This window comes from Pseudoalteromonas sp. SWYJZ12, from assembly GCF_015864395.1.
Taxonomy (GTDB): domain Bacteria; phylum Pseudomonadota; class Gammaproteobacteria; order Enterobacterales; family Alteromonadaceae; genus Pseudoalteromonas; species Pseudoalteromonas arctica.
In genome coordinates this window covers 12389-36619 of sequence record NZ_JADYXH010000023.1, presented here as the reverse complement: position 1 = coordinate 36619, position 24231 = coordinate 12389, and the positions used below count along the sequence as shown (strand labels likewise).

Genomic DNA, 24231 nt, shown 5'->3' with positions numbered 1-24231 from the left:
TTAAAACGTGAGTTTATGACTAAGCGATGTCAGCCTTAATACATTCATATGACTGTTGATGAAATAAATATGTCAATCTTTTCAAAAGCAGAACGACGCTAAATTTAATCTAAATCAATAAAGCATTCCACAAGGTTAAAATGTTTTTTAAACTTTGATCTAGAACAGGTTTTCATTTTTATTGCTCGGTAATAATAGCGCCAATCAAACAGTAGTTCTTGGAGAACAACATGAAAACTCAAATTAGCATCGCATTATTAACCTCTTTATTAGCACTCTCTCCAGCTGCACACGCTAACTTTAGCGTAAATGTTGGCGCTATTAACGTAAACCCTGATAACAGTAGCTCAGCAATTAATGAAGCACCTACGCTGGGCCTTAAAGGTGATTCAGATACTCAACTAGGTATCACTGTAGATTATGCATTTAACGATCAATGGGTGTTAGAACTAATAGCAGCAACACCTTTTTCACACGATGTAAATGGCGCAGGCGGCTTAGCAGGCAACAAAATTGCAGATATAAAACAGCTTCCTCCTTCTTTAGTTGCGCAATACCACTTTTTAGATACAAGTTATGCGCTAAGACCTTTTATAGGCGTAGGCATAAACTACACTGCATTTTTTGATGAGCAACCTTCTCAAGCACTTAAAGCGACGCTAGGAACAGACGATGTAGAAGTAAAATTAGATGATTCGTTTGGCTTTATGGCTCAGGTAGGTGCTAACTATAAAATTGATGCAAACTGGGGTTTACACGCCATGGTATCAATTATGGATATTGATACCGATGCCACTGTTTATGCTAATGGTGCAAAAGCACTTACATCAACTGTTGAGCTTGACCCCGTTGTTGCTATGTTCGGTGTTAGATACAGCTTTTAAAGCATATATAAAGTAGTACGTAGTTACCCAATTACAATGTGTGTTAAAAGGCCGAAAGGCCTTTTTTTCATTTGTAGAGATTAGGGCAGGTTACTTAACTTTTTCTGCTCTAGCATTTCTTTCCAGTGCATAACTTCACTTGGCAATATAGGTGTTTGGCCATCAAAACCAGCCACTTCAAGCATTTCTTCAATACTTATAATACCTTTTTTACTTTTAAATACACCGCGTACATAAGCAATAGCATGTAAGCCTCGTTCTGAGTGAAACTTTTGCTCAATATAAAAGTATTTATGATCCCATCCAACTAACTTAGTACTTATTGTATATCGCTGCATAGGCTTAATATCACGAATATAAGTAATAGCAGTTGCGTTAACAATCGGAAACCAGCGACGCTTCATTATTTGTTTAAGCAAGCCAACGCGCTCAGTCATCCAAGTTCGAGATAAATCCATCATCGCGAGGTAACGTGAGTTTGTTAAATGTAAATTAATGTCACAATCAGTAGGTAGAGCTTTGTAATCAATATCTACCGTATCAAGTAAATTTTGATATTGCTTGTTACGTTTAATTTTAAAAAACAATAATAAAAGTCGAATATATAAGTTCACAAAAAAGGTCTTACCAGTTAAATTTACTCGAGTGTAGCATAGCCCCTTGCGAAGACGAATATTCTACTTTAATCTTAAATCACTATTACAATAAAAAGATAACTCATGAAGTCAAAACTAAAAATCATTACTGCGCTAACTCTATTAGTGCCTAGTTATAATGCTTTTGCCGATTTTTCATTACCGGGTAAAGGCTCTGTTACTTACCCTACTGGTGTAGTTAAAGAATTTAAATTTGGTTTTGAATGGCAGCAAAAAGCTGAAAAATTCACTATTGGCTCTAAAAGTTACAATATGGAGCAGATCCCTAGCTCTTACTCGGTAGCTATCACGCTTTCAAAAGATGACAGCCAAATATGGGTGCAAGAATTTAATAATGGATTTATTGAAGAGTTTGAATGGCAAATTGGCGAACATAAGATCACTTTAAAAAAGCAGCAATTTAGCGACCCCGTAAAAGGCGATTATGTTATTGAACTTAATGGCCGTAGCTATTTTTTCACTCGTAATAACGCCAGCATTGTAATGAACTTTAACGAAGAAGGTATCGAGACGATTGCAATTGACGGGGTAACAAAAAATATGGGCACTAAAAATTAGTCCCCATATTTTAATTTATTTAGGCCAATTACACTTTTACTGTTTTTCGGTTAATACCGTAATCACGTAACTTATTAGCTACCGCGGTGTGACTTAGGCCCAATCGCTTAGCTAACTGACGTGAGCTTGGATAAGCTGGGTAGAGTTTGCGAAGTAAAGTCGCTTCAAAACGTTTAACAGCTTGATCTAGTGAGCCTTCAAAATCAGACTCTAAATACCCTAAATCATGGGTAAAAGTTGGTAACTGTAAATGCTCTACGCGAAGCTCGCTATCATCTAGTAACGACACTGCGCGGTAAATTGCATTTTCCAGCTGACGAACATTTCCTGGCCACGGATACTCTTGTAAAAAGCTCAAACACTCTTGTGATAAAACAGGAATTGCATGACCATTTTGTTGCGCATATTTTTGAATAAAATGCTCTGCAAGTGGTCCTACATCTGCTTTTCTATCTCTTAGTGGTGCTATTTCTAAAGTAAGCACGTTTATACGGTAATATAAGTCTTCTCTAAAAACCCCTTCTTGTACCATTGCAGGTAAGTCTTTTTGAGTAGCGGCAACAATACGTACATTTACTTTAACTTCGTTCTCATCGCCTACTTTTCTAAACGTACCATCTTGTAAAAAACGCAGTAACTTAGTTTGTAGTTGAGTCGACATTTCGCCAACTTCATCTAAAAATACAGTTCCACCATCGGCTTGCTCTAATACACCGCGCTTTGGCGCTGCATTTTCTTCGTACCCGGCATAACCAAATAACTCAGACTCAGCAACATCATCAGGAAGTGAAGCACACGACAATGCAATAAAAGGTTTAACAGAACGATTAGATGCGTAATGGCACGCTCTAGCTAATAACTCTTTACCTGTACCTGTTTCACCAGTAATCAAAATAGGGGCTTCTAGTTGCGCCATTTTGCGTGCTTCGCGTACAACTCGGCGCATTGCCGTACTAAAGTTATGGATAGTAGCAAAGCTTTCTTGCCCGTAACGTCTAAATGCACTGACTTGCTGCCCTAACCGACTTTGCGATTTAATGTTAATAACCGCACCAGCAAGCACATCACCTTCACTACCTTGAGGCACTGCAATTGGCAAAATGTCTGCAATAAAATCCTCACCAGCAACTTCAACGCGAGTAGTTTGTCCGAGTACTTCTTTACCTTCTAACCAGCGTGTAAAGTTAAAGCCTTTAAGCAGGTTATTAATATTTGCACCAATCACGTCTTTTTCAATTAGCTGTAAGTCTTTACATGCTGCATCGTTACATAAACGCACCCAGCCTTTAGCATCAATAGAGATAACCCCATCAGGCAATGCACGTAGTAAAGTATTTAATTCGTTGTGTTCACGCTCAGATGGTAAAAATGCAGTGGTACGCACATCATGTACACCGTCGATTAAACGTATCGATGGCATAATTTTTTGGAATTGTTCAAATTCAATTTCGGGAAAACTAACGTACATACGACAATTTACAGAATCGACTTCAATTCCTTTCAAATCAACGCTGTAGTTAACTAATATATTAAGGATTTCTTGAGCAATACCAATTCGATCAGCACAGTGAATATCTAGACGCATACATCCTCAAAGAAGGAAAAACTATATTAGCCGAATAATACGCTAAGTCGCTTTGAGAAGGTAGTTTATTGTAAACATTTTTGGACAAAATAGCTTTTAGAGCCAAAGGGTGGGATGTAATTAAACGAAGAAAAACAGCACTGATATTTATATTTAACTATACCAGTGCTGTTTATTAAATCTTATTATGAGACTACTTACCTTGTGGGTAAGCTGACCAATCACCACCATCTAATTGTATGAATGGTCTTTGGTTAACATACATCATTATTGTGCCTTCATTTTCAGCAACTTTAGGTGCTTTAGGTAGGTTTTCAAGTAAATTAGCAACACTATTATTCCCACCAAACACATCAGTTTGCAGCGTCTTACTTACCAGCTCTGAAAGCGCAAAGTAACTTGTTGAATCATCAACCACAATTTGCGAGTAGTTTTGTACGTCTGGGCCTATAAATTTAATCGCTACAGGTACAGACACAATTGCAGGACTAGGGATTTCACGTAATCCTGCAAATTGTACTTTATCACCTTTTAAGTTAGCGCCGTGTTCAGGCACTATCATTAACATAACGTTGCGACCACGCTTTTCTAATTTTTTTACAAATTGGTTAATATCAGCAAATAAGTTTTTATGTCTGATTGGGTATGTCTCTTTACTATTCACCCTTGGTTGATTCTCTAGCTGATTACCGTCATGTAAACTTGTGGTGTTATAGTACATCGCACACGGCTTACAATCATCAGCTTGCTCTAACCAACCATCCAGCACAGCTTCATCTGAGTAAATAGGGCTATTATCAAAACCTCGAAGCGCCACTGGCATTGAATCGATATTAAATGGCGTGCTATCTAGGCCACCGTACTTATTTATTAAACCTTTAAACTCATCAAAATGTCCGTCGTGATTCATCACAACATTATTTTGATAACCTAGTTTTTCTAGGTTTTTAAACAAGTGACATTGTTCAGGTGCCTCTTTAAATAATGCCGTTTGACTAGTTTGGCCACAACTAGCGCGCAGTAGCCTTACCGCAGCTGGTCCGCTGTATGATGTAGCCGAGTTAAAGTCTGAAAACACCACATCAAAGTCTTTATACATATCAGTAACACTTACACCAATAGCATTTAAATCAGCAACAGCCATTGAGCATATGTTCAAAATAATTACATCAAACAGTTCACCATTTACCTGGCTTGGAAAGTGACTCATTAATAAGCTTTGTTGTTGATAAAAATCAGCTAATTTTTGATCAGGAGATTGTGCTGCCTGAGTGATCACTTGTGTTTGAGGATTACTTTGACTCTGTGTAACCGGCTCAGGGTTAGCCACATTATTAACGAATTGTGATTGAGAGTTACCCCCTTGCCATCCTACAACTAACAGCCCAACGATAGTGACTGTTGTAAAGCGTATCCATTGCGATGTATACCAAAAACACACACTAATTACGAACAAAGCCAATAACATATCAATGTTAATAACACGGGTTAATAACTCAATAAAGTAACCAAAACTAAAATCTTGAACGTTACCCGCTTGTTTAGTCAACCTGTTTATTGGTGGCAACCATGAGTCTTGGTAAAGTAATACCACAGCAAACACAGCACCTACTATATGTTTTGCCTTCTCTATTAATGGCGGTTTAAATTTAATCGCAAGCAACGCAGCAAAAGCCGCATTAGTTAATACGTTAAAATCAATTGCACCATAATAAAACAGAGCAAACTTAACTAAAAAATAAAGGTTCCAAACCCCTAAACCTGATAATTTCACTTCTTATCCTTTTTTACTGTATTTGGTGTATAAGGCTCTAGTACTTCATGTTTAAAAGTAAGCTTATAATAATATTTTGTTATTTGAGATAAAATGTATTTGCCTAGCATACAAAGCACCGCGCCAAGCACCATTGCAAGGAACACGGTAATTAAAAGCTGATTCATACTCATAAGTTATCTCTTAATTTCATTATAAAAGGCTTAGCATCTGGGCGGCTTTTGCTAGAAAATTCAGGTGTGTTAATATTTTCAGTAACGCTGTTTGCTATATCAGGTGCAAATTTATAGCTATCATTCTCGGCAAGTTTTTGCGAGAAATCTACAACACTCTTACCTTTATAAAAACGCCTTAATTGTTTACATTCTTGTTGAATGTAAAAGTGATCAGAAATTACATTTTGCTGTACAAAAAAATCGCTTGTTTTTAATTTAAACAAATGCTTAATCGCATTATCAACGTCATTTTCTCTACAAGCATGCAAATATAAATAAACTGTATTATCTGCAATACTAAATACATCACCTTCGCGTTTAATATGAAATAAATGCAAAGGGTGTATTGGGTCGATTCGTGGCAGTAATTCAAGCTTTACTAGCACACCGCTCACACCTAAATTAACGGCTGAGTCACTATGAATTTCTACTTGTTTCGTAAACTCAATGAAAGGTAAATATCCTTTCGAAAAGGTATTTTCAGTGTATTTTAAAACATCCTCAACTGAGGAAGGTAAAGGCCTTGAAAACTTAAAACCTTGAATAGATTGCACTTGTGAAAGCAAACGCGAAGGCTCTGAAAAGCTATACAAAATTAGATTTACACCCAAGGTTAAAAATAAGCACTCATCTTGATGGCGAATAACACCATCAACATTTTGAATAACAAGCTTTAACCATCGTCCGCAGTTTTTTCTAAGTTCAAAACACTGCTTACCCAATAGCGCCAAATCGGTGTAACGCGTAACTGCAAAAATTAAGGTGGCTGCTTCTACTTTTGGGCCTTTGTTAAATAAATCATTATTATCTTTTACACTATTATAATGCATCGGTAACTTAGTACCTTCGGGCACAGCACTTTGCACAAGCCAAACATCGTCTTCATCGGCAAAGTCTGAGTGTTTAAGTGCTTTACTTTCGCTTACTGTTCCAGTTTGGACAACAAACTGATTACCACTTAATAATAATTGGTAATGTTCACCAGCAATAACCCCCCTGCTGTGACGCCAATAATCATATTCAAGTACTCGAACCGCAGAGTCGTTATCAACAAATACCAGCCCATCAAATACATTGTTTAATCGTCTAAATAAAAAGCGATAATTAGCAATATCAGGCCCAGATATTAAAAATAATAATGTTGCCCCCGTACGACGAACAAAATCGTTGTACCCCTTCATCATCAGTTCTAAGCTTTTTTCACCAGCACTGTTTAGCAGTCTCGTATTAAAGTGAACAAAAACAAGCGCTTCGTTTAGGCGTTTATAAGCACTTATCTCTTTTATAATACCTGAATTAATTCGCTCAATTGAATAGTGCAGTGTTTCTGGAGTCAACGAAAAGGGATGTACTCGATTATGCTCATAAGCATAATTTAATGGCGCAGAAAAAGAAGAATCAAAAAATGACTCAACCTCTTGAGAAACTATAAATATATCATTAATTAAACTTGGATTAATTGCATGTAAAGCAAGCTCGATCACTAAATTATCTAAAGGGGCTAAAACAGCATAACTTGAAGCCAATTTTAACTCTTTTGCAACAGGCTCTAATCCCGTTATGTTAAAGTTATGCACTTGAAATGCCCTATTAAAAATACTTTTTTACTAGTTTTAACCGTTATTCTATATATAATAGCTAAATATTGTCTACTTTTAATCAAAATAATTAACGTAACTACAAAGGTGAAGATGAATAACTTAAGCTCTAAAAACTCACAAACGTTAACATCAAGTGACGTAGAAAACCTTGTACTGCGTTTTGGTGGAAAGAGCGATGACTACATAGAAATTGTAAACAAACAGCAAAATAAAAATACAATTAATAAATATGCATTACTTAAAGAAATAAATAACGAACTAAACATTCAAACTCGTTCAATTAACGATAGGTAAAACATCCGTTGCAAAGAGTTTTCATTAAAGGTATCAAAGGCGGCTTAGGTAGCACTTCTGTAGTTGCTAACCTTGCGTGCGTACTAAAAAGATCTGACGTTGATGTTATTGCTATCGATTTAGATACTAAAAGTGACTTAGGTTTGCATTTTGGTTTACCGTGGAAATACACCAAAGGCTGGAGTAATGAAGCCTGCATTGAAGATGCACTTGCGCATTTTCATCAAGATAACGATGGTGTTATATTTTTACCGTTTGGTGACAACGATGACACTAGCATCAATGACATCACTACCATGGTCGATAAATGCAAAAATCTAAATTACAGCGACCAAGCCTGGGTACTTTTTGACTGTCCTTCGCATATCAACCTTCCTTACTATCCGTTAGAGAAAAACGATATTGTAATTGAATTGGTTAATTGCGACGCTATTTGTCACAGCTTAATTTATAGACGCCTACAAACACTCAAGAATTCAGATAACAATTGGAAGCATTACTTTTTAGTTAACCGCTATAATTCTGCATCAACGCTAGAATTTGACTTGTTTTCCCTATGGCAATCAACACTTCCTCTTATAGCTCCCTTTTTTATCAACAGTGACGAAGTTATCAAAGAGTCAACCGCCTATAGAAATGTAGCACTCAATTGCGCGCCATATAGTATCGCAAACGATGACTTTGAAACGCTAGCTGGTTGGCTAGTTAGTAAAGCGGCCTTATAAAATGAGTATTACACTATTTTATCAGCGCCCCATTCACAGCACTTTATACTTGCTGCTGAGCATTTTATTTACTGATAAGTTAGTTCGGTACATTTTATTCAAGTTTCATAGCTACTTTAATCAACACAAAGTAAATGTAATTGAAGCTTTTTTAATGCCATTTATTACACTTTTAAGCTCACTATTTATAAACATTAAGCAGCATAAAATCAGCTTTGAGTTTACCCTTTATGACTACTACCCTCATTTAAGGCTACCTTACCGAACCTATATTTACTCAAATATATTACGCTTTGTTATACAAAGTATTTTTTTAGTATTTTTTAAAAACCAACTTAAACCGAGCTCAGTAAAAGAAGATGCCATTAATTATTTTTACGGTGGCGTTAGCTTTCTTTTAAGGCAATTACGTTGGTTTGATTTAAAGTTAGGTAAATTATTAAAGCGCCTACTATCAAAAAATAAAAAAGGTCCTAAAAAAAGTGCTACTAAGGCAATAGCTGATGCGCGTGTATGGCAAAATAAATTAGTTAAGTATGTCATTCTCGCGTTTATTTTATTTTTATTAGCAATATTCATTACAATTCCTTTTAGCTTAGAAGCTCAAGCCATTTTTATAAGCTTTATTTTGTTAGTTGCGTATGCACTTAAGCGGGTAAAAGGCCAAATGGCAACCATTGTTATGATCACCCTGTCAGTAACTACGTCTTCTCGTTACTTATGGTGGCGTTATACTGAGACTTTAAATTGGGATGATCCGCTTGCACTTGCACTAGGTGGCGGCTTACTACTTGCTGAAACTTATGCCTGGCTTGTACTTATTTTAGGGTTTTTCCAAACAATTAATCCACTTGAGCGAAAACCAATACCTTTACCAAAAAATACTGACTTATGGCCAACGGTTGATGTATATATTCCAACTTATAACGAGCCATTAAGCGTTGTAAGACCCACTACTCTCGCTGCTTTAAGTATCGATTGGCCTGCAGACAAGTTAAATGTTTATATATTAGATGATGGTAAGCGCTCAGAGTTTAAGGAATTTGCAGAGGAAATTGGAGTCGGCTATTTAGCTCGTTCGGATAACAATCATGCTAAAGCCGGTAATATGAATAGCGCTATGCGCTATACTGATGGCGAATATATTGCAATTTTTGATTGTGACCACGTTCCTGCTCGCTCGTTCTTACAAATGACAATGGGACAGTTTTTAAAAGACAGTAAAGTGTGTTTGGTCCAAACACCGCACCACTTTTTCTCAGCAGACCCATTTGAGCGAAATCTTAATAATCACAGTCAAATCCCTAACGAAAACATGTTGTTTTATGGACTAATTCAAGACGGTAACGACATGTGGGATGCAACCTTCTTTTGTGGTTCTTGCGCCGTATTAAAACGAGCAGCACTTGATGATATTGGCGGCTTTGCGTTTGAAACAGTAACTGAGGATGCTCACACGGCTCTTCGTATGCAGCGAGCTGGTTATAAAACTGCTTATATAAACATTCCACAAGCCGCAGGTCTTGCCACCGACAGTCTATCAGCGCATATAGGTCAACGAATTCGCTGGGCGCGTGGTATGGCGCAAATATTTAGACTTGATAATCCGTTAATGGGTAAAGGCTTAAGCTTTCCTCAACGGTTATGTTATATAAATGCAATGCTGCATTTCCTTTCTGGTATTCCCCGCATTGTATTTTTAACAGCCCCTTTAGCGTTGATATATTTTAACGCGTACATAATTTATGCCCCTTTTATCGCTATTTTTATCTATGTGGTGCCAACGTTAATTCAGATAAAAGCAACTAACTCACGCATTCAAGGTAAATACCGTTACTCCTTCTGGGGGGAAGTGTATGAGTCAGTACTTGCTTGGTACATATTAAAACCAACTACCGTTGCTTTATTTAATCCTAATAAAGGTAAATTTAACGTAACCGAAAAAGGCGGTTTAAATGATGAAGAGCATTACGACTGGGGGATTTCAAAACCGTATTTAATTCTCTTACTTATTAACTTACTTGGAATAATAGTGGGTGTATTACGTCTGTTTTTAGGTGATTCAAGCCAGATTGGCGTACTTATAATAAGTATGGGTTGGGCTTTTTATAATATTATTATTTTGGGTGCTGCGGTTGCGGTTGCTGCTGAGGCTCGCCAAGTGAGGCACTCGCATCGTATAAAGGCAAACTTTCCTGCCGGCGTTCGTTTAGCAAATGGTCATACTTTAAAAGTAAAAATAACGGATTATTCAGATAACGGTGTAGGCATAGAGACTGAACACGCACATTTATGCCGCGTTAACGATAAAATTGAATTACTAATGAGTCGCGGTAACAAGCAATTTTCGTTTACAACTTATGTATGTAATACCCGTAAAAAACAAATTGGCCTTACACTTAAAGATTTATCTCTCGAAAAGCAAAGAGCTTTTATACAATGTACTTTCTCCAGAGCAGATGCTTGGTTAGATTGGCAAAATAACTTTAGACATGACCGTCCATCGTATAGCTTCAAAGAAGTGCAAAAAACCAGTTTACGGGGCTTTAGTAATTTATTATTTCATGCCCCAAGAGCGTTACAACCTATAATTAAGTTTATGACTAATACTGTCATTTACATCAATTCATTTACTCCAAAAAAACCGATAGTGCATAATAATTATGATTAAAAAGTTACTTAATACATTTCTAACATTGTTACTTATTAGTAGCGCATATCAAGTACTCGCTATCGAGCCTATGCACGACAAAACTATGTTTGTAAATGGCTACCCTGAGAGCGCTCAGGTTTCTAGTTTACGTCTTAGCTTTGAAAAGTTAGGGTTCAACGACTATAAACTCGACGGCGTGAATAATAATTCTCGAGTCGATTTCACAAATAGAATTGATAAATTAAGCACTAATCTAAAGCTTAACTTTTCGTACACCAACTCACCTTCATTGCTGGCTAATGTATCGCATTTAAAAGTTTATTTTAACGATAACTTAGTTACTGTTTTACCTATTAATGAGCAATTAAGTATTGTAAAAAATACGGTAAGTCATAGCCTAGACCTAAATGCTAAATACATTCAAGACTACAACCAAATTCGCTTTGAACTAGTTGGCTACTACGACTTACGATGCCAAGATTACTTTAGCCGCTCAATTTGGACTGAAATAAACAAATCAAGCCACATCACGCTTGATCAAAAACAGTTAGCAATTGATAGCCGCCTTGAATATTTACCAGAACCATTTTTTGATGCTAAAGATTACAACAAATTAAACTTACCTTTTGTATTTGCAAGCACACCTAATACACAAGCAATAGAAGCTGCAGCCACTTTATCTAGTTGGTTTGGCGCACAAGCTGACTGGCGTGGCGCTAACTTTCCAGTCGTTTTAAATAAAGCACCAGAGCAGCACAGTGTGGTGTTTATTACTAATGACTCAAAACCTGATTTTTTAAAAGATTACCCAGATGTTGAAAAGCCAACCGTCGAGCTAATTTCTAGCCCTATTCACAGATACAATAAAATGCTGTTAATTTTGGGGCGTGACGAAAAAGACTTAAAAACAGCGGTCACTGGTCTTGTATTTGGTCATAAAATTATGACTGGCCGAAGTGCAAGCATCGAGGCTATTAACAAACTCCCACTGCGTAAAGCTTATGATGCGCCGAGATGGCTAAGAAACGATCGTCCCGTGCACTTTGACGAGCTTATTGACTACCCAACTCAGTTACAAGCTGAGGGTCTTAACAACGGCCCTATAAAATTAAATGTTCGTTTTGCACCTGATTTATTTACTTGGCGTGAAAAAGGTATTCCTATTACTTTGCAATACCGTAATACGCCAGAGAGCGAAACCTTAAATTCACGTTTAAACATGCTAATAAACCAAGAATTTATAAGTGGTTTTTTACTTGATAAAAAAGACACATCGTTAACTACCGCTAAAACGTTGCTGCCTTTAATTGCTAATACAGACACAACGCAAAGCGCTGAAGACTTTTCATTAGACGGTATTAATCTTGCCAGCCGAAATGAGTTAAATTTTGACTTTAGATTTGCAGTACTTAAAAAAGGCGAATGTGCCGTTGCTCCACCTGGTGGCGAGTACGGGGTAATTGATGGAAACTCTAACATTGATGTAAGTGGGTTTGATCATTACATGGCTTTACCTGATTTAAATGTATTTGCAAACAGCGGATTCCCATTTACAAAATACGCAGACTTACAACAAACTTTAGTATTGATAGATGAAGTTCCATCACCTAAAGCACTATCTGTATTGTTTAATTTAACAGGCCACTTTGGTGCTATTACAGGCTACCCAGCTCATAGAATAAGCGTTGCTCATTTAAATCAAGATGCCAACTTAGATGATAAAGACATCTTAGTAATCGCAAAACCTAATAGCATTGCTAATAACTTAGATGAAGATGCGCAAACCAATATCCTGCTTGATAATAATCAGCGCGCTATAAAACAAGCCATATACAATGGTGCTTACGATGAGCAGACAACAGATAAAGTCCAAGTAAGTATAAAAAGTAGTGGTGATATGGCCGTTATTACTGGCTTTCAATCACCGTTTGATTCAGAGCGTTCAATTGTATCGCTTAGTGCAACATCACAAAAAGCCTTTACTCTACTTGATGATGCGTTAATGAGTTCAGAAGCTCTTGCGCAAATTAAAGGCAGTGCTGCGGTCATAAATTCTCAAGGCATTAAAACAATTAAAACTGATGAGCAATATTTTGTTGGTCACATTCCTGTGCATACCCTAATTTGGTTCCATTTATCGGATCACCCATTTGTACTGGCACTATTGTCTATTTTAACACTACTGTTGATCTCATTTATAATATGGCGATTACTGCAAGCATTAACATACAAGCGATTAGCTGAAGGAGATAAGTAATGAAGTCACTCATTAATGTATTTTTTACCGTGATTGCATTATTTACCTTTAATGCCAATGCACAAATAGAGCAATGCCAACCATGGGATGCATGGCAAACGTTTAAAAGTAACTTTATAAGCCAAGATGGTCGCGTTATTGATTTGGGGAGTGAGCAAAAAGTCACAACCTCTGAAGGCCAATCTTATGCCTTATTTTTTGCTGTTGTAGCAAATGACAAAGCAATGTTTGACTTAGTGCTTGATTGGACGCAAGAACATTTATCAGAAGGTGATTTAAGCACTCGTTTACCGGCATGGCAATGGGGTGTTAACAATCAAAATGTTGGCGGAATTTTAGATTCAAATCCAGCGTCTGATTCTGACTTATGGATAGCATACAGTTTATCGCAAGCTGCTATTCTTTGGGATGACCGCCGCTACAGCATATTAGCAGCCGTACTTGCACAGCGGATAATGCGTGAAGAAACCGCCTATATTTCGGGCTTAGGTTTATCATTACTACCCGCCCCTACTGGTTTTGAATTTGATAATGAGCGTTTTAAGTTAAACCCAAGCTACTCACCGTTATTTATTTATCAGCAGTTTAAAAAGCTTTATCCACACTCGCCTTGGCATCAACTGCACGAAGGCTCAGCAAAGTTGATTTTAGATACAGCAAAGCAAGGTGTTAGCCCTGACTGGGTAATGTTTGATGCAAATAACGGCTTTTATTACGATAAAAAAACGAGCGACTTGGGCAGTTACAACGCTATTAGAGTGTATTTATGGGCAAGTATGATGGCAGACAACGCACCTTATAAAAAAGAGCTATTAGCGCAATTTAACCCTTTTATAGAAACAATTAATAAACGTGGTTACGTGCCTTTAAATACTTTTGCTAAATCAGGAAAATCTGAAAAAAGAGGCCCTCTAGGCTTTAACTCAGCTCTATTACCTTTACTAGCGACTAATAACGATAATTCTACAGTAATGGCGATTCAGCAAAAACTAATGATTGATAAATCATTTACCCAGACTCGTTATTACGACAGCGTACTTAACTTGTTTGGTACAAGTGCTTTAAATAAGCGTTTTTCAATTACAGCAGATGGGACGCTACAACCGGTATGGAGCACTGAATGCCGTTAAGGTTTGCCCTCGCTTGCACATTAGCGCTTAGCTCTGGATTAAGCGCTAACACAGTCAATGATATTGATACGCAATCTGTTGATTGGTTACTAAGCCAAATAGGTATTGGTGAAGCACAGCAAAATAAAAAACTAGTTGAAGATAGCTTGCGAAAGCTAGTCGCTATTGCCCCTGCCCGCATAGAAACACAGTGCGCAGTAGCGCGTTATGATTTTGCCAATGGCGAATCAGCGAAAGCCAACCAATTACTAAGTAAAATAGATAATGGGCTTACCAAACAAGCTCCGTGCGTTGAAAAGCTAAAAGTCCTTTCGCGTACTGAAGGAAAAGACAAATCTTCAATTCAGCAAGCTAAATTATTGGCTCGCGCGGGTCGTTATGAACAAGCTCGCGAAATCTATAATAATATTTTTAAAAACGTCTACCCTACATTAGATTACGAGCTTGAGCATTTAAGCTGGTATGGACAAGATAGCTCCCAATGGGAAAGTGTTAAAAGAGGCTATAATAAATTAGCTCAAAGCTACCCAAGTATTGCGCAGATAGAAATTGCTTATGCCCGTCACCTACTTAGGCGTAATCTTACAGATAAAAAAGCGATTGATATTTTAAGTAAATATGGCGCAGGCCCTACTTTTATTAATGAAGTAGAATATATTTGGCTTAGTGCTTTGCTAGAAATGCCCTTAACGGATGATACAGTTAAGCAGTATCAGCGCTATTTCACTCTTTATCCCTTTAGTAGTAAAGGTGAATTACAATACCAAGATTTTCTAAAAGATTATAAAAAACGTCAAACACTTCTTGCCGACCCCGCCTATCAGCTTTGGGTTAGGGGCGATAGATTACTTGAGAAAAATAAACTTGCTGCCGCAGAGCCTTTACTTTTAAAAGCTTTAAGAGGCCGACCGCAAGACGGCGCTATAATGCGAAGCCTTGGCACACTCTATTTACGCCTTGGTGAAAACCAAAAGTCGTATCAATATTTTACTCGTGCACAAAAGTACACAACTGAGTTCGCTGAACGTGAAACACTACAAGAATTAGCAAAAACAGCTAAGCTTTGGCTTTATATACGCGAAGCTAAAAATGCCATTAATAATAAAGAATTTAAAACGGCTAAGCTTAAGCTTGATTTAGCAGCCACCTTAGAACAAGAAACTAATACAGTAATATATAACAAAGGTTTATTACAATTTGCTCAAGGGCAATATTCACAGGCTGCACTTACATATCAAATTGTTTTAAGAAGTGATCCACTTAATAGCAGCGCTTTAATAGGTCTACTTGAAATAGCTGAATTAGAGCAGAATGAAAAAGCCCTAACCTCTTTTTACAACAGCTTATCGTTTAATCAAAAGAAACTAATTAAAGAATCTTATTCTGTATCTTTAAGTAGTCAGTACCGCGCAAAGGCAAATACGTTTGCACAGTCGGGAGATTTAGAGCAAGCCGAAAAAGTATTAAAAGACGCTATTGAAATAGCGCCAGAACAGCCTTGGTTATACTACGATTTAGCCTTTATATACCAACAAAAGGGGCTGACAGAAGAGGCCCGCGCTTTATTTAATAATGTGCTGTGGCAATTTCCGTTAAACCCTCAGATTCGTTACAGCCACGCGCTTTTTTTACGCTCCCTTGATGACTATCAAGGTGCTATTAAAACCTTGCAGTACATTCCATTTAAATCCAGAGATAAAGACATTATTGCGCTTGAACAGCAGCTGCAACTTAATGAGTCTTTAACACAAAGTGAGCGCCACCTTGATGCTAAAAACAAAGCCACTGCAATCTATCATTTAAGCAACCTAGAGGCACAAAATTTAACACCCGCTATGCAGGCAGAGTTATCGCGAAGCTGGTATCGAATTAATGAAAAAAAACACGCTATAAAACTTATAAACAAAGCACTGGAAGCTGAGCCTTCTCTTTCTGCTTATTGGCAAACACTTTATGGTGAGTGGCTTTTAGAGCAAGGTGATGAAAATAAAACGAAGCAATGGTTTGAAAAGTACGTATTACCAGAGAGCGCAACTGAAAACGAAACAACTCAATATGTACAGCTACAAAATAGCTATATTACTCAGTATTACAATGGTAGTGATTTAATCGCGAAGCTTAACCAGCTGGATCAAAAATATAAAAATACTCCAGCAACAACTACTGCCCTTATTAATGCAAATTTAGCACTTGAACAGCGCGAAGCGGCCGTTATTTTGTATCAGCAAAAAGTACAAAATAAACAAACCATAGAGCCTCAAGCACTACTCGCTATTGCTAATGCATACATAGAACTTGGGGACGACTTTCAAGCAAAAGAAGTTACGCAAAAAGCGATTACGCAAACCACATCGCAAGAAGGTTATTTGCAACGCCAAATCATGTCATCTCTCAATGAGTTTAATTACTCAGGGGATGCACTTTACTTAGCTAAGCAACTTGTTGAAAAGTCACCCAACGATCAAGAACTACGTTATTTAGGCGCTCAAGTAGCCAGCAAATTCAACGAAACCGAACAAGCACAATCTTGGTACGCGCAAACCCTATTTCCTAATCGTACATTAAATGAAAAAGAGCTTTACGGAGCGCTTTCAAAAATAGATGAAAACGATGAATGGTATGTAAACGGTGCTAAAAGAGAGCTAATAAACGAGCAAAACAAAAACCAAGCATACATTGCTATTGGTGTTAACTTTAGTGGGCAAACAAGCACCGAAAGCGAAGCAACACTTGGTGCGGGTTTAGTCCCGATTGAAGCTTACTTTCCGCTTTGGCAAGGCCAAGGGTTTATTAAAGTAGACCCGACTACTATCAGCGCACAAACAACGCGCTTTGATGAGCAATTTGCTGGCAGCCGCTATGGACAAGGTGCTTTATGTATTTTTACTTGTTCAATCGATGAAGTAACACCACAGGAAAGTGGTGTAGATGTAGGTATTGGTTGGCAGAACGGAAACTGGCGTGTAGATGTAGGTACAACTCCACTTGGCTTTTTAATTGAAGATATTGTATGGGGTGTAAATTACGCAGACAGTTTTGGTGATTTTGGATACAGCCTAGAACTTGAAAAACGCCCAGTTACAAGCTCGGTACTTTCTTATGCAGGTCTTAAAGATGTAAAAACAGGTGAAGTTTGGGGTGGTGTACGCTCTACAGGCCTAACGGCTAATGTATCACACGACTTAGGCGGAAAATGGGGTTTTTGGTCAAGCGCCGACTTTACCCTATATAAAGGCCAAAATGTAAAAGACAACCAACGCTATCGTATGATGGGTGGTACTTATTACCGTGTAATTAGCAATCAAGAGCGTGAATTTACCGCAGGCGCTAGCTTATTACATTGGGCATACAAGTATAATTTAAGTGAAGAAACATGGGGTCATGGTGGTTATTACAGCCCACAAAACTATGTAGGTTTATCTGTGCCACTCACTTATGACGCGCGTTGGGGCGATGATTTTGTTTATCGATTAAAAACCGGTGTTTCGTACTCGCAAACAAAAACTCAATCTATTGATTTCTTCCCCAACAACACTAATCTGCAATTAGACGCATACGCTATAGAATCAATAACAGGTGTTGATCCTGTATATGAAGGTGAAACAAGTTCTGGTGTTTCATATAATCTTGAAGGTAGTTTTGAGTATAGAATAACGCCGAATTGGTTCTTTGGTGGCTACTTAGCCATCGATCGTTCTGACTTTTACGAACCAAATTTTGGTCAGCTTTATATACGTTACTACTTTAATCCTGTGTACGGAACACTTGAGTTTCCAGGCACCCCTATTGTTCCTTATGCTGAGTTTTAACTTGGCATAAGGTGATACACCGCGAACACTTCCCCTAGCACTAAGGTATATGTATACTTGAGCGCAATTGTAACTAGGATAAGGGTGTGTCTCTTACCTTGTGGTGTTACTGCCGTATAGCAAATCATTATCTTAGCTACAAATAATATACTGATGGTCGAGCATTTTAGTGGTTACAAATTCTAAAATAGCTAAAGCAAAAAATTATAAGGCCATTACAACAATTCTTAAAGTTAGGAAGTAAATATGAGTTCAGCTCCAGATAGTGGTTGGTGTGGCCACCCTAAAGGACTTTCGACATTGTTCTTCACTGAAATGTGGGAACGAATGAGTTATTACGGTATGCGAGCTATGCTCGTATTATTCATGACAGCAAGCTTACAAGAAGAAGGCCTTGCCTTTACTGTTGCATCAGCTGCTGCAATTTATGGTTTGTATACGGGCGCAGTATACTTTTTAGGCTTACCTGGTGGTTGGCTAGCTGATAGATTGTTTGGCGGTCAAAAAGCAGTATGGTATGGCGGCATAATTATTATGATTGGCCATATTATTTTGGCTATTCCACATGATTATTCTTTCTTCATTGGCTTAATATTTGTAGCAACAGGTACTGGTTTGCTAAAACCAAATATCAGTGCAATGGTCGGCCAACTATACAGTGATACAGATGAGCGTCGTGATGGCGGTTACGCTCTTTATTACATGGGTATTAACATGGGTTCTTTAATAGGTTACTACGTATGTGGTTACTTTATGGAGAACGTAGGCTGGCACTGGGCATTTGGTGCAGCAGCTGTCGGTATGGCCATTGGTTTAGTTCAGTACAAACTCACACTTAATAACTTACCAGAGCACAGCGCTTTACCTGCTAATCCACTTGGTCCTAAAGGTACTTCACGTGCATGGATTGGTATTGCTGCATTTGTAATTGCTGCTGCTGCAGTTACTACGGCTGCAATGACCGGCGCAATTGTAATCAATCCAACAGTGGTTGCAGGTTACACAGCGATTGTATTTACTATTATCTTTTTTGTTTATTTTGGTGTTATTTACTTTACAGGTAAATTAACCGATGCCGAAAAACAAAGAATGTGGGCACTATTTTTAGTCTGTATTGCTTCTGCATGTTTTTGGTCTGGCTTTGAACAAGCCGGTTCGTCATTAAACCTATTTGCCCGTGATTACACCGACCGATTTATTGGTACGTTTGAAATCCCTACAACGTGGTTTCAATCATTAAACTCACTGTTTATTATTGCTTTATCGCCATTTTTTGCAGCACTTTGGATTAACTTATCTAAAAGCTTAGTGTCACCTAGCTACAGCGTTAAATGTGCAATTGGCTTAATTATCATGGCATCTGGCTTTTTAGTTATGTTTATGGCGGCTCATTACGCAGCTGAAGGTTTAAAAGTAGCGCCTTACTGGCTTGTTACTACGTACTTTTTACATACAGTGGGTGAGCTTTGTTTAAGCCCTGTAGCGTTAAGTGCTGTAAGTAAGTTATCGCCTAAACGTTACACTGGTCAAATGATGGGTGTATTTGTATTAACTTACTCAATCGGTAATATTATTGCAGGTTTACTTGCTGGTAATTTCGATCCGAACAATGTTGATGAAATTCCTAACTTATACTTACAAATTGCATTATTTAGCATTGGTGTTGGTGTTGTTTTAGTACTAATGACTTTTAAAGCTAAAGTATGGGAAAAACAAGGGTTAGAAGAGAAAGCCTCTTAATTGTTATCTATTTTAAATATAACAACATAACCGATACATTCCTCCATAGCGTCTATGGGGGAATTTTTTTATTCAACTTTGCCCCACTCTCGTTAACTGGTATTATGTCCTGATTGATTATTGAATAGACTCAGGGACAGCAGTATATGCATTCATTAACATTATTACGTGCCACTCTAATAGCATTTCTCCTTATTTTTTTATCTGCCTGTGGTGGAGCCGAAGATCAAGTTACAGTAAATCCAAATGATCCTGTAGAGCCTGAGCCTAGTGGCTTAATTATTACCAATGCTAATGGCTTACAAACGTCATTAGATGAAGGTAACTTTACTATCAATGCCCCTGGGGAAATAGTGGCTAGCGATACCGAAATAACCTACGAAAAACTAGTCCTTGATGAGAATAATCAAGCAAAAAATATCATTTCAGATATACATACGCTTACCCCGAATACACTTCAACTTTCTAGCCCAATGACAATCACTATAAAAATACCTGACGACTATGTATTAGGCGGCCAATTAACTATTGCGCGTTTGAGCGGAGACTCTTGGTCAAGTATTACTAATTCAACAGTATCGCAAGGCTTTGTTAGTGCACAAGTAAACCAACTAGGTAGCTATGCAATAGAAATGCAACGTACGGTGGCATTTTCTGATATTGGCCCTACATGTGATGCAAATGCAACAGAGCAATCTATACGATTTGTTCACGTTGCCGACATGCATGCTCGCTTTGGGTATCAAGAGCAGTATTTTAGTCGTATCAAGGCTTATTATAAAAAAGCGTTAAGCGAATCTCCGCATACATTATTTACCGATGGTGGCGATGATTACGAAAAAGGGACCGTTGCAGAGCAAATATCACAAGGCTTAGCCTCTGATGAAACCGTAAAGCTAATGGCTTTTGATTTACGTGTTTTAGGGAATCATGACTATGCATGGGGTCCTGAAAAGCTGCTTGAGTTTTCACAAGACGATAATGCCATTGTACTTGCAAGTAATACCCGATTTGAGGGAGAGCAAAATAAGAGCTTTGGCGGTGTGGACTTTGCTAAAGTACAGGTTGGCTGCATAACATTGGGTGTGTTTGGGATGACGTCAGTACCATGGGATGAACTTGACGAGCCAATTGAAGATGACCCTATTCCTGACTTTATAAAACAATTTAAAATGAGTTGGAAGTGGCAACAAATCGCACAAAGTATTGTAAGCCAATACAGCGGTGATGTTGATTACATGATAATGCTAAGCCACTTAGGTAAAGGAACTGACGTTGAGATAGCAACCAATGTGCCCGGTATAGATTTAGTGCTTGGTGGGCATACTCATGGTGGTGAAGACTTTATAGAGCTTGAAAATAATGCTTTAGTCATTCAACCAGAATTTTATGCTCGCGGAGTCACCGATTTAAATTTAGTATTTAATACTGCAGATAAAGCACTAAGTCGTTACGATTATCAACATGTAGATACGCGAACATCTATAGAACCTGACGAAGAAACCAAGCTAGCTATCGATGAAATAATGGGCCGATATGCACCCGATGCTGATACAGAAATTGCCATTTCAGAAAACTACCCAAGTAGCTTTGAAGTTGCAGAAATAACAGCACTTGCAACTAAACATTCAAGCTCAATTAACGCAGCGCTGCTTAACCCTGAACTTGTACAAAAAAGATGGACGCCAGGCACTGTTACACAAGAAGATTTTCACAAAGCATTTTATGTTGAAAGACAGCCTTCAAACACACCTGGCTTTAATTCACTGTATCAAGTAACTGTTACAGGGACTGATTTAAACACAATGATTGCCAGCCAACCCGATTGGTTTGCGTTAAAGCCAGAAGATATTCAAGTAACAACAAATTATAATGTCGCTTTATTTAAAGGTGCAGCACTTAATCCAGATTTATTTTTTAGCAGTGTTACTTTTAATGATGTAAAGCCAATTGCCGAAGCATGGTGGCTACTTGATCAATACGCGCGCTTTAGAACAACTCAATGTCTTCACCTTGATACAGACACACAGCTTAATGCTTGCCAAGATGTTGCAAATATAACAATTTGGAACTTTGACGATCCAACAAACCCACTGACCCCAGACTTTGGTCCATCGGTTTTAAACTACTTTGACCCAGAAAATGACGGTTGGGGCCCCGAAGACACCCGCTATGAGACAACCACTGATCTTAATATTGGGGATTTAACTGATGGTCCTTCTGGTGTAATGGCTTTTACTGATCACTCACCTACAGAGGGTTTAAAAATTGAATTAAACACACAAGCAAATGGTGATTATGCTAATGACGGTATGGTATCTGACTACACTCTAATAATGGATTTATATTGGCCATCAGAAGATAGCGATTCTTATCGTGCGATAATGCAAACTGAAACAGTAGATTATTTAGAAAACGATGCAGATATATTTATTGATCCCAGTGGCGGTTATGGTGAAGCGACGTTTAAAAGTGGATATTTTGGTGATACTAAACCAGAAACATGGCATCGTGTAGCGTTTGTGTTTTACACAGCACCAATAAATGGTGTATTTGAAGTATATATTGATGGTGAATTAACGGGTGTAAAAGAATTTGGAGAAATAGACCAACGTTGGGCTCTCAACAAAGCAGTGCTCTTATTTACTGATAATGGCTACGAAACAGTCCCTGGTTATTTAAATGCCTTACTCTATGCGGGCCGTGCTATGACCCGTGGCGAAATTAAAAGTATGGGCGGCGCACAACAAAAGTTGTCCTTTGAGCAACCGACGCGAGTGTTAAACCAAACGATTGAACGTCACTATCAAGCTGCGCCAGCGATAAAAACAAACCAATGGATTGAGCAACGTAACAAGTTCTTTGGTGGCAACTCTAAAAGTGTAAACAATTAAATACAACCAAGCTTTTGCTTGTTCATTCTAAAAGGAGGCTTCACGCAGGTGAACTCTCCTTTTTATTATTTAAAAACAACACATTAAGAATAAAAACCACTATTCAATCCTATACCATATAACTTCATTTTACTTAACTGTATTACAAACACGTAACTTTATAATAACCGTCCTATAAAATTTACACATACACTACACACTAAATAGTGCCCCCCTCTTCCCCAAATCAAAAATCTGGTTGATTATCTACGGCAATATGACAACAACACATAATCGCAGTGCTTAATTGCGGGAGTAATAATAATGAGTGAAGTAAATAACTATTTAGGTTTAGTCGGTATTGAATTTACCGAATACGCAACACCTGATGCTGATTATATGGATAAAGTATTTACTGATTTTGGCTTCTCTAAGCTTAAAAAATTCAAAGGTAAAGACATTGTTTATTACAACCAAAACGATATTCATTTTTTACTGAATAACGAGCGTGAAGGTTTTTCTGCAGAATTTGCTAAAAGCCATGGTCCTGCTATTTGTTCGATGGGTTGGCGTGTTGAGAATGCGCAAAAAGCATTTGAAACTGCAGTAGAGCGTGGTGCAAAACCAGCCACTGATTCAACACATAAAAACATGCCTTACCCTGCAATTTATGGCATTGGCGACAGCCTAATTTACTTTATTGAAAATTTTGGCGACAAAGGCACTATTTACGAAAGTGATTTTGAAGATTTAGAAACGCAAAATGTTGTAGAAGATAAAGGCTTTATCCGAATCGATCATTTAACCAATAACGTTTATAAAGGCACCATGGAAAAATGGGCTAACTTTTATAAAGACGTATTTGGTTTTACAGAAGTACGCTACTTTGACATTAAAGGTCAAAAAACAGCGCTTATTTCGTATGCACTTAAATCGCCATGCGGCACCTTCTCTATTCCAATAAACGAAGGTAAAGGTAACGATAACAACCAAATTGATGAATACCTTGGTGAGTACAACGGCCCAGGCGTTCAACATTTAGCGTTTTTAACAGATGACCTAGTAAGTTCTCTTGATAAGCTTGATAAATCAACAATTGCAACGCTCGATATTATCCCAGAGTACTACGATACTATTTTTGACCGTGTACCTTGGGTAGCTGAAGATAAAGAAAAAATTCGTAAGCACCAGATACTCGTAGATAGCCAAAGTGAAAATTGTTATTTATTACAAATTTTCTCTAAAAACTTATTTGGTCCAATCTTTATAGAAATGATCCAACGCGTTGATGATGGTGGCTTTGGTGAAGGTAACTTCCAAGCATTATTTGAATCAATCGAACGCGACCAAGAGCGTCGCGGCGTTTTATAAAATATTTGAGTAAATTAAAAGCAGCGAACTTCGCTGCTTTTTGTCATTTTAATATTTAAAAAGTATGGCGCCAAGTACAAGTATGATTAAATAAACTATACCTTGT

15 protein-coding genes are annotated in these 24231 nt (G+C 37.7%); 11 read left to right on the top strand and 4 right to left on the bottom strand.

The features are described from left to right. The first annotated feature begins 230 nt into the window (after nt 1-230). On the top strand, nt 231-884 hold the full coding sequence (locus I6F42_RS17780; protein WP_002958218.1) for an OmpW family protein: 654 nt from the start codon (nt 231-233) through the stop codon (nt 882-884). A gap of 80 nt (nt 885-964) precedes the next feature. On the opposite strand, the gene I6F42_RS17775 is transcribed toward I6F42_RS17780, so the two are convergent. Further along, a complete protein-coding gene (locus I6F42_RS17775; RefSeq protein WP_002958217.1) occupies nt 965-1498 on the bottom strand; it encodes a thioesterase family protein in 534 nt (177 codons plus the stop codon). Between the two features lie 105 nt (nt 1499-1603). On the opposite strand from I6F42_RS17775, the gene I6F42_RS17770 reads away from it, so the two are divergent. Further along, a complete protein-coding gene (locus I6F42_RS17770; protein ID WP_010555117.1) occupies nt 1604-2098 on the top strand; it encodes a hypothetical protein in 495 nt (164 codons plus the stop codon). 28 nt (nt 2099-2126) lie between these two features. Here I6F42_RS17770 and tyrR read toward each other — a convergent pair whose 3' ends face one another. From tyrR to bcsE, 3 genes are all read right to left on the bottom strand, one after another. Next, nucleotides 2127-3683, bottom strand: a complete 1557-nt coding sequence (tyrR, locus tag I6F42_RS17765; RefSeq protein ID WP_010555118.1) for a transcriptional regulator TyrR — start codon at nt 3681-3683, stop codon at nt 2127-2129. Nucleotides 3684-3876: 193 nt separating this feature from the next. After that, nucleotides 3877-5457, bottom strand: coding sequence for a cellulose biosynthesis protein BcsG (gene bcsG / locus I6F42_RS17760; protein ID WP_010555119.1), 1581 nt, complete (start codon nt 5455-5457; stop codon nt 3877-3879). A 169-nt stretch (nt 5458-5626) separates the two neighbouring features. After that, nucleotides 5627-7249: a cellulose biosynthesis protein BcsE gene (bcsE, locus tag I6F42_RS17755; protein ID WP_197152950.1), complete on the bottom strand. Its 1623-nt coding sequence runs from the start codon at nt 7247-7249 to the stop codon at nt 5627-5629. Nucleotides 7250-7363: 114 nt separating this feature from the next. On the opposite strand from bcsE, the gene bcsR reads away from it, so the two are divergent. From bcsR to hppD, 9 genes are all read left to right on the top strand, one after another. Continuing rightward, entirely contained in the window at nt 7364-7567 is a 204-nt protein-coding gene (gene bcsR / locus I6F42_RS17750) for a BcsR/BcsP family cellulose biosynthesis protein (RefSeq protein WP_010555121.1), read from the top strand. Nucleotides 7568-7575: 8 nt separating this feature from the next. Continuing rightward, on the top strand, nt 7576-8292 hold the full coding sequence (bcsQ, locus tag I6F42_RS17745; protein ID WP_010555122.1) for a cellulose biosynthesis protein BcsQ: 717 nt from the start codon (nt 7576-7578) through the stop codon (nt 8290-8292). A gap of 1 nt (nt 8293) precedes the next feature. Further along, the gene (bcsA, locus tag I6F42_RS17740; protein WP_197152942.1) at nt 8294-10963 is read left to right on the top strand and encodes a UDP-forming cellulose synthase catalytic subunit; all 2670 of its coding nucleotides are present in this window, start codon (nt 8294-8296) and stop codon (nt 10961-10963) included. After that, entirely contained in the window at nt 10956-13202 is a 2247-nt protein-coding gene (bcsB, locus tag I6F42_RS17735) for a cellulose biosynthesis cyclic di-GMP-binding regulatory protein BcsB (protein ID WP_024589434.1), read from the top strand. Before bcsA ends, bcsB begins: the two co-directional genes overlap by 8 nt. Next, the gene (gene bcsZ / locus I6F42_RS17730; protein WP_010555125.1) at nt 13202-14332 is read left to right on the top strand and encodes a cellulose synthase complex periplasmic endoglucanase BcsZ; all 1131 of its coding nucleotides are present in this window, start codon (nt 13202-13204) and stop codon (nt 14330-14332) included. Before bcsB ends, bcsZ begins: the two co-directional genes overlap by 1 nt. Continuing rightward, nucleotides 14323-18141, top strand: a complete 3819-nt coding sequence (locus I6F42_RS17725; RefSeq protein ID WP_010555126.1) for a cellulose synthase subunit BcsC-related outer membrane protein — start codon at nt 14323-14325, stop codon at nt 18139-18141. Before bcsZ ends, I6F42_RS17725 begins: the two co-directional genes overlap by 10 nt. 246 nt (nt 18142-18387) lie before the next feature. Continuing rightward, entirely contained in the window at nt 18388-19881 is a 1494-nt protein-coding gene (locus I6F42_RS17720; RefSeq protein ID WP_010555127.1) for a peptide MFS transporter, read from the top strand. A gap of 146 nt (nt 19882-20027) precedes the next feature. After that, entirely contained in the window at nt 20028-22775 is a 2748-nt protein-coding gene (locus I6F42_RS17715; RefSeq protein WP_010555128.1) for a metallophosphoesterase, read from the top strand. A gap of 303 nt (nt 22776-23078) precedes the next feature. Further along, entirely contained in the window at nt 23079-24125 is a 1047-nt protein-coding gene (gene hppD / locus I6F42_RS17710) for a 4-hydroxyphenylpyruvate dioxygenase (RefSeq protein ID WP_010555129.1), read from the top strand. The last annotated feature ends 106 nt before the right edge of the window (nt 24126-24231 follow it).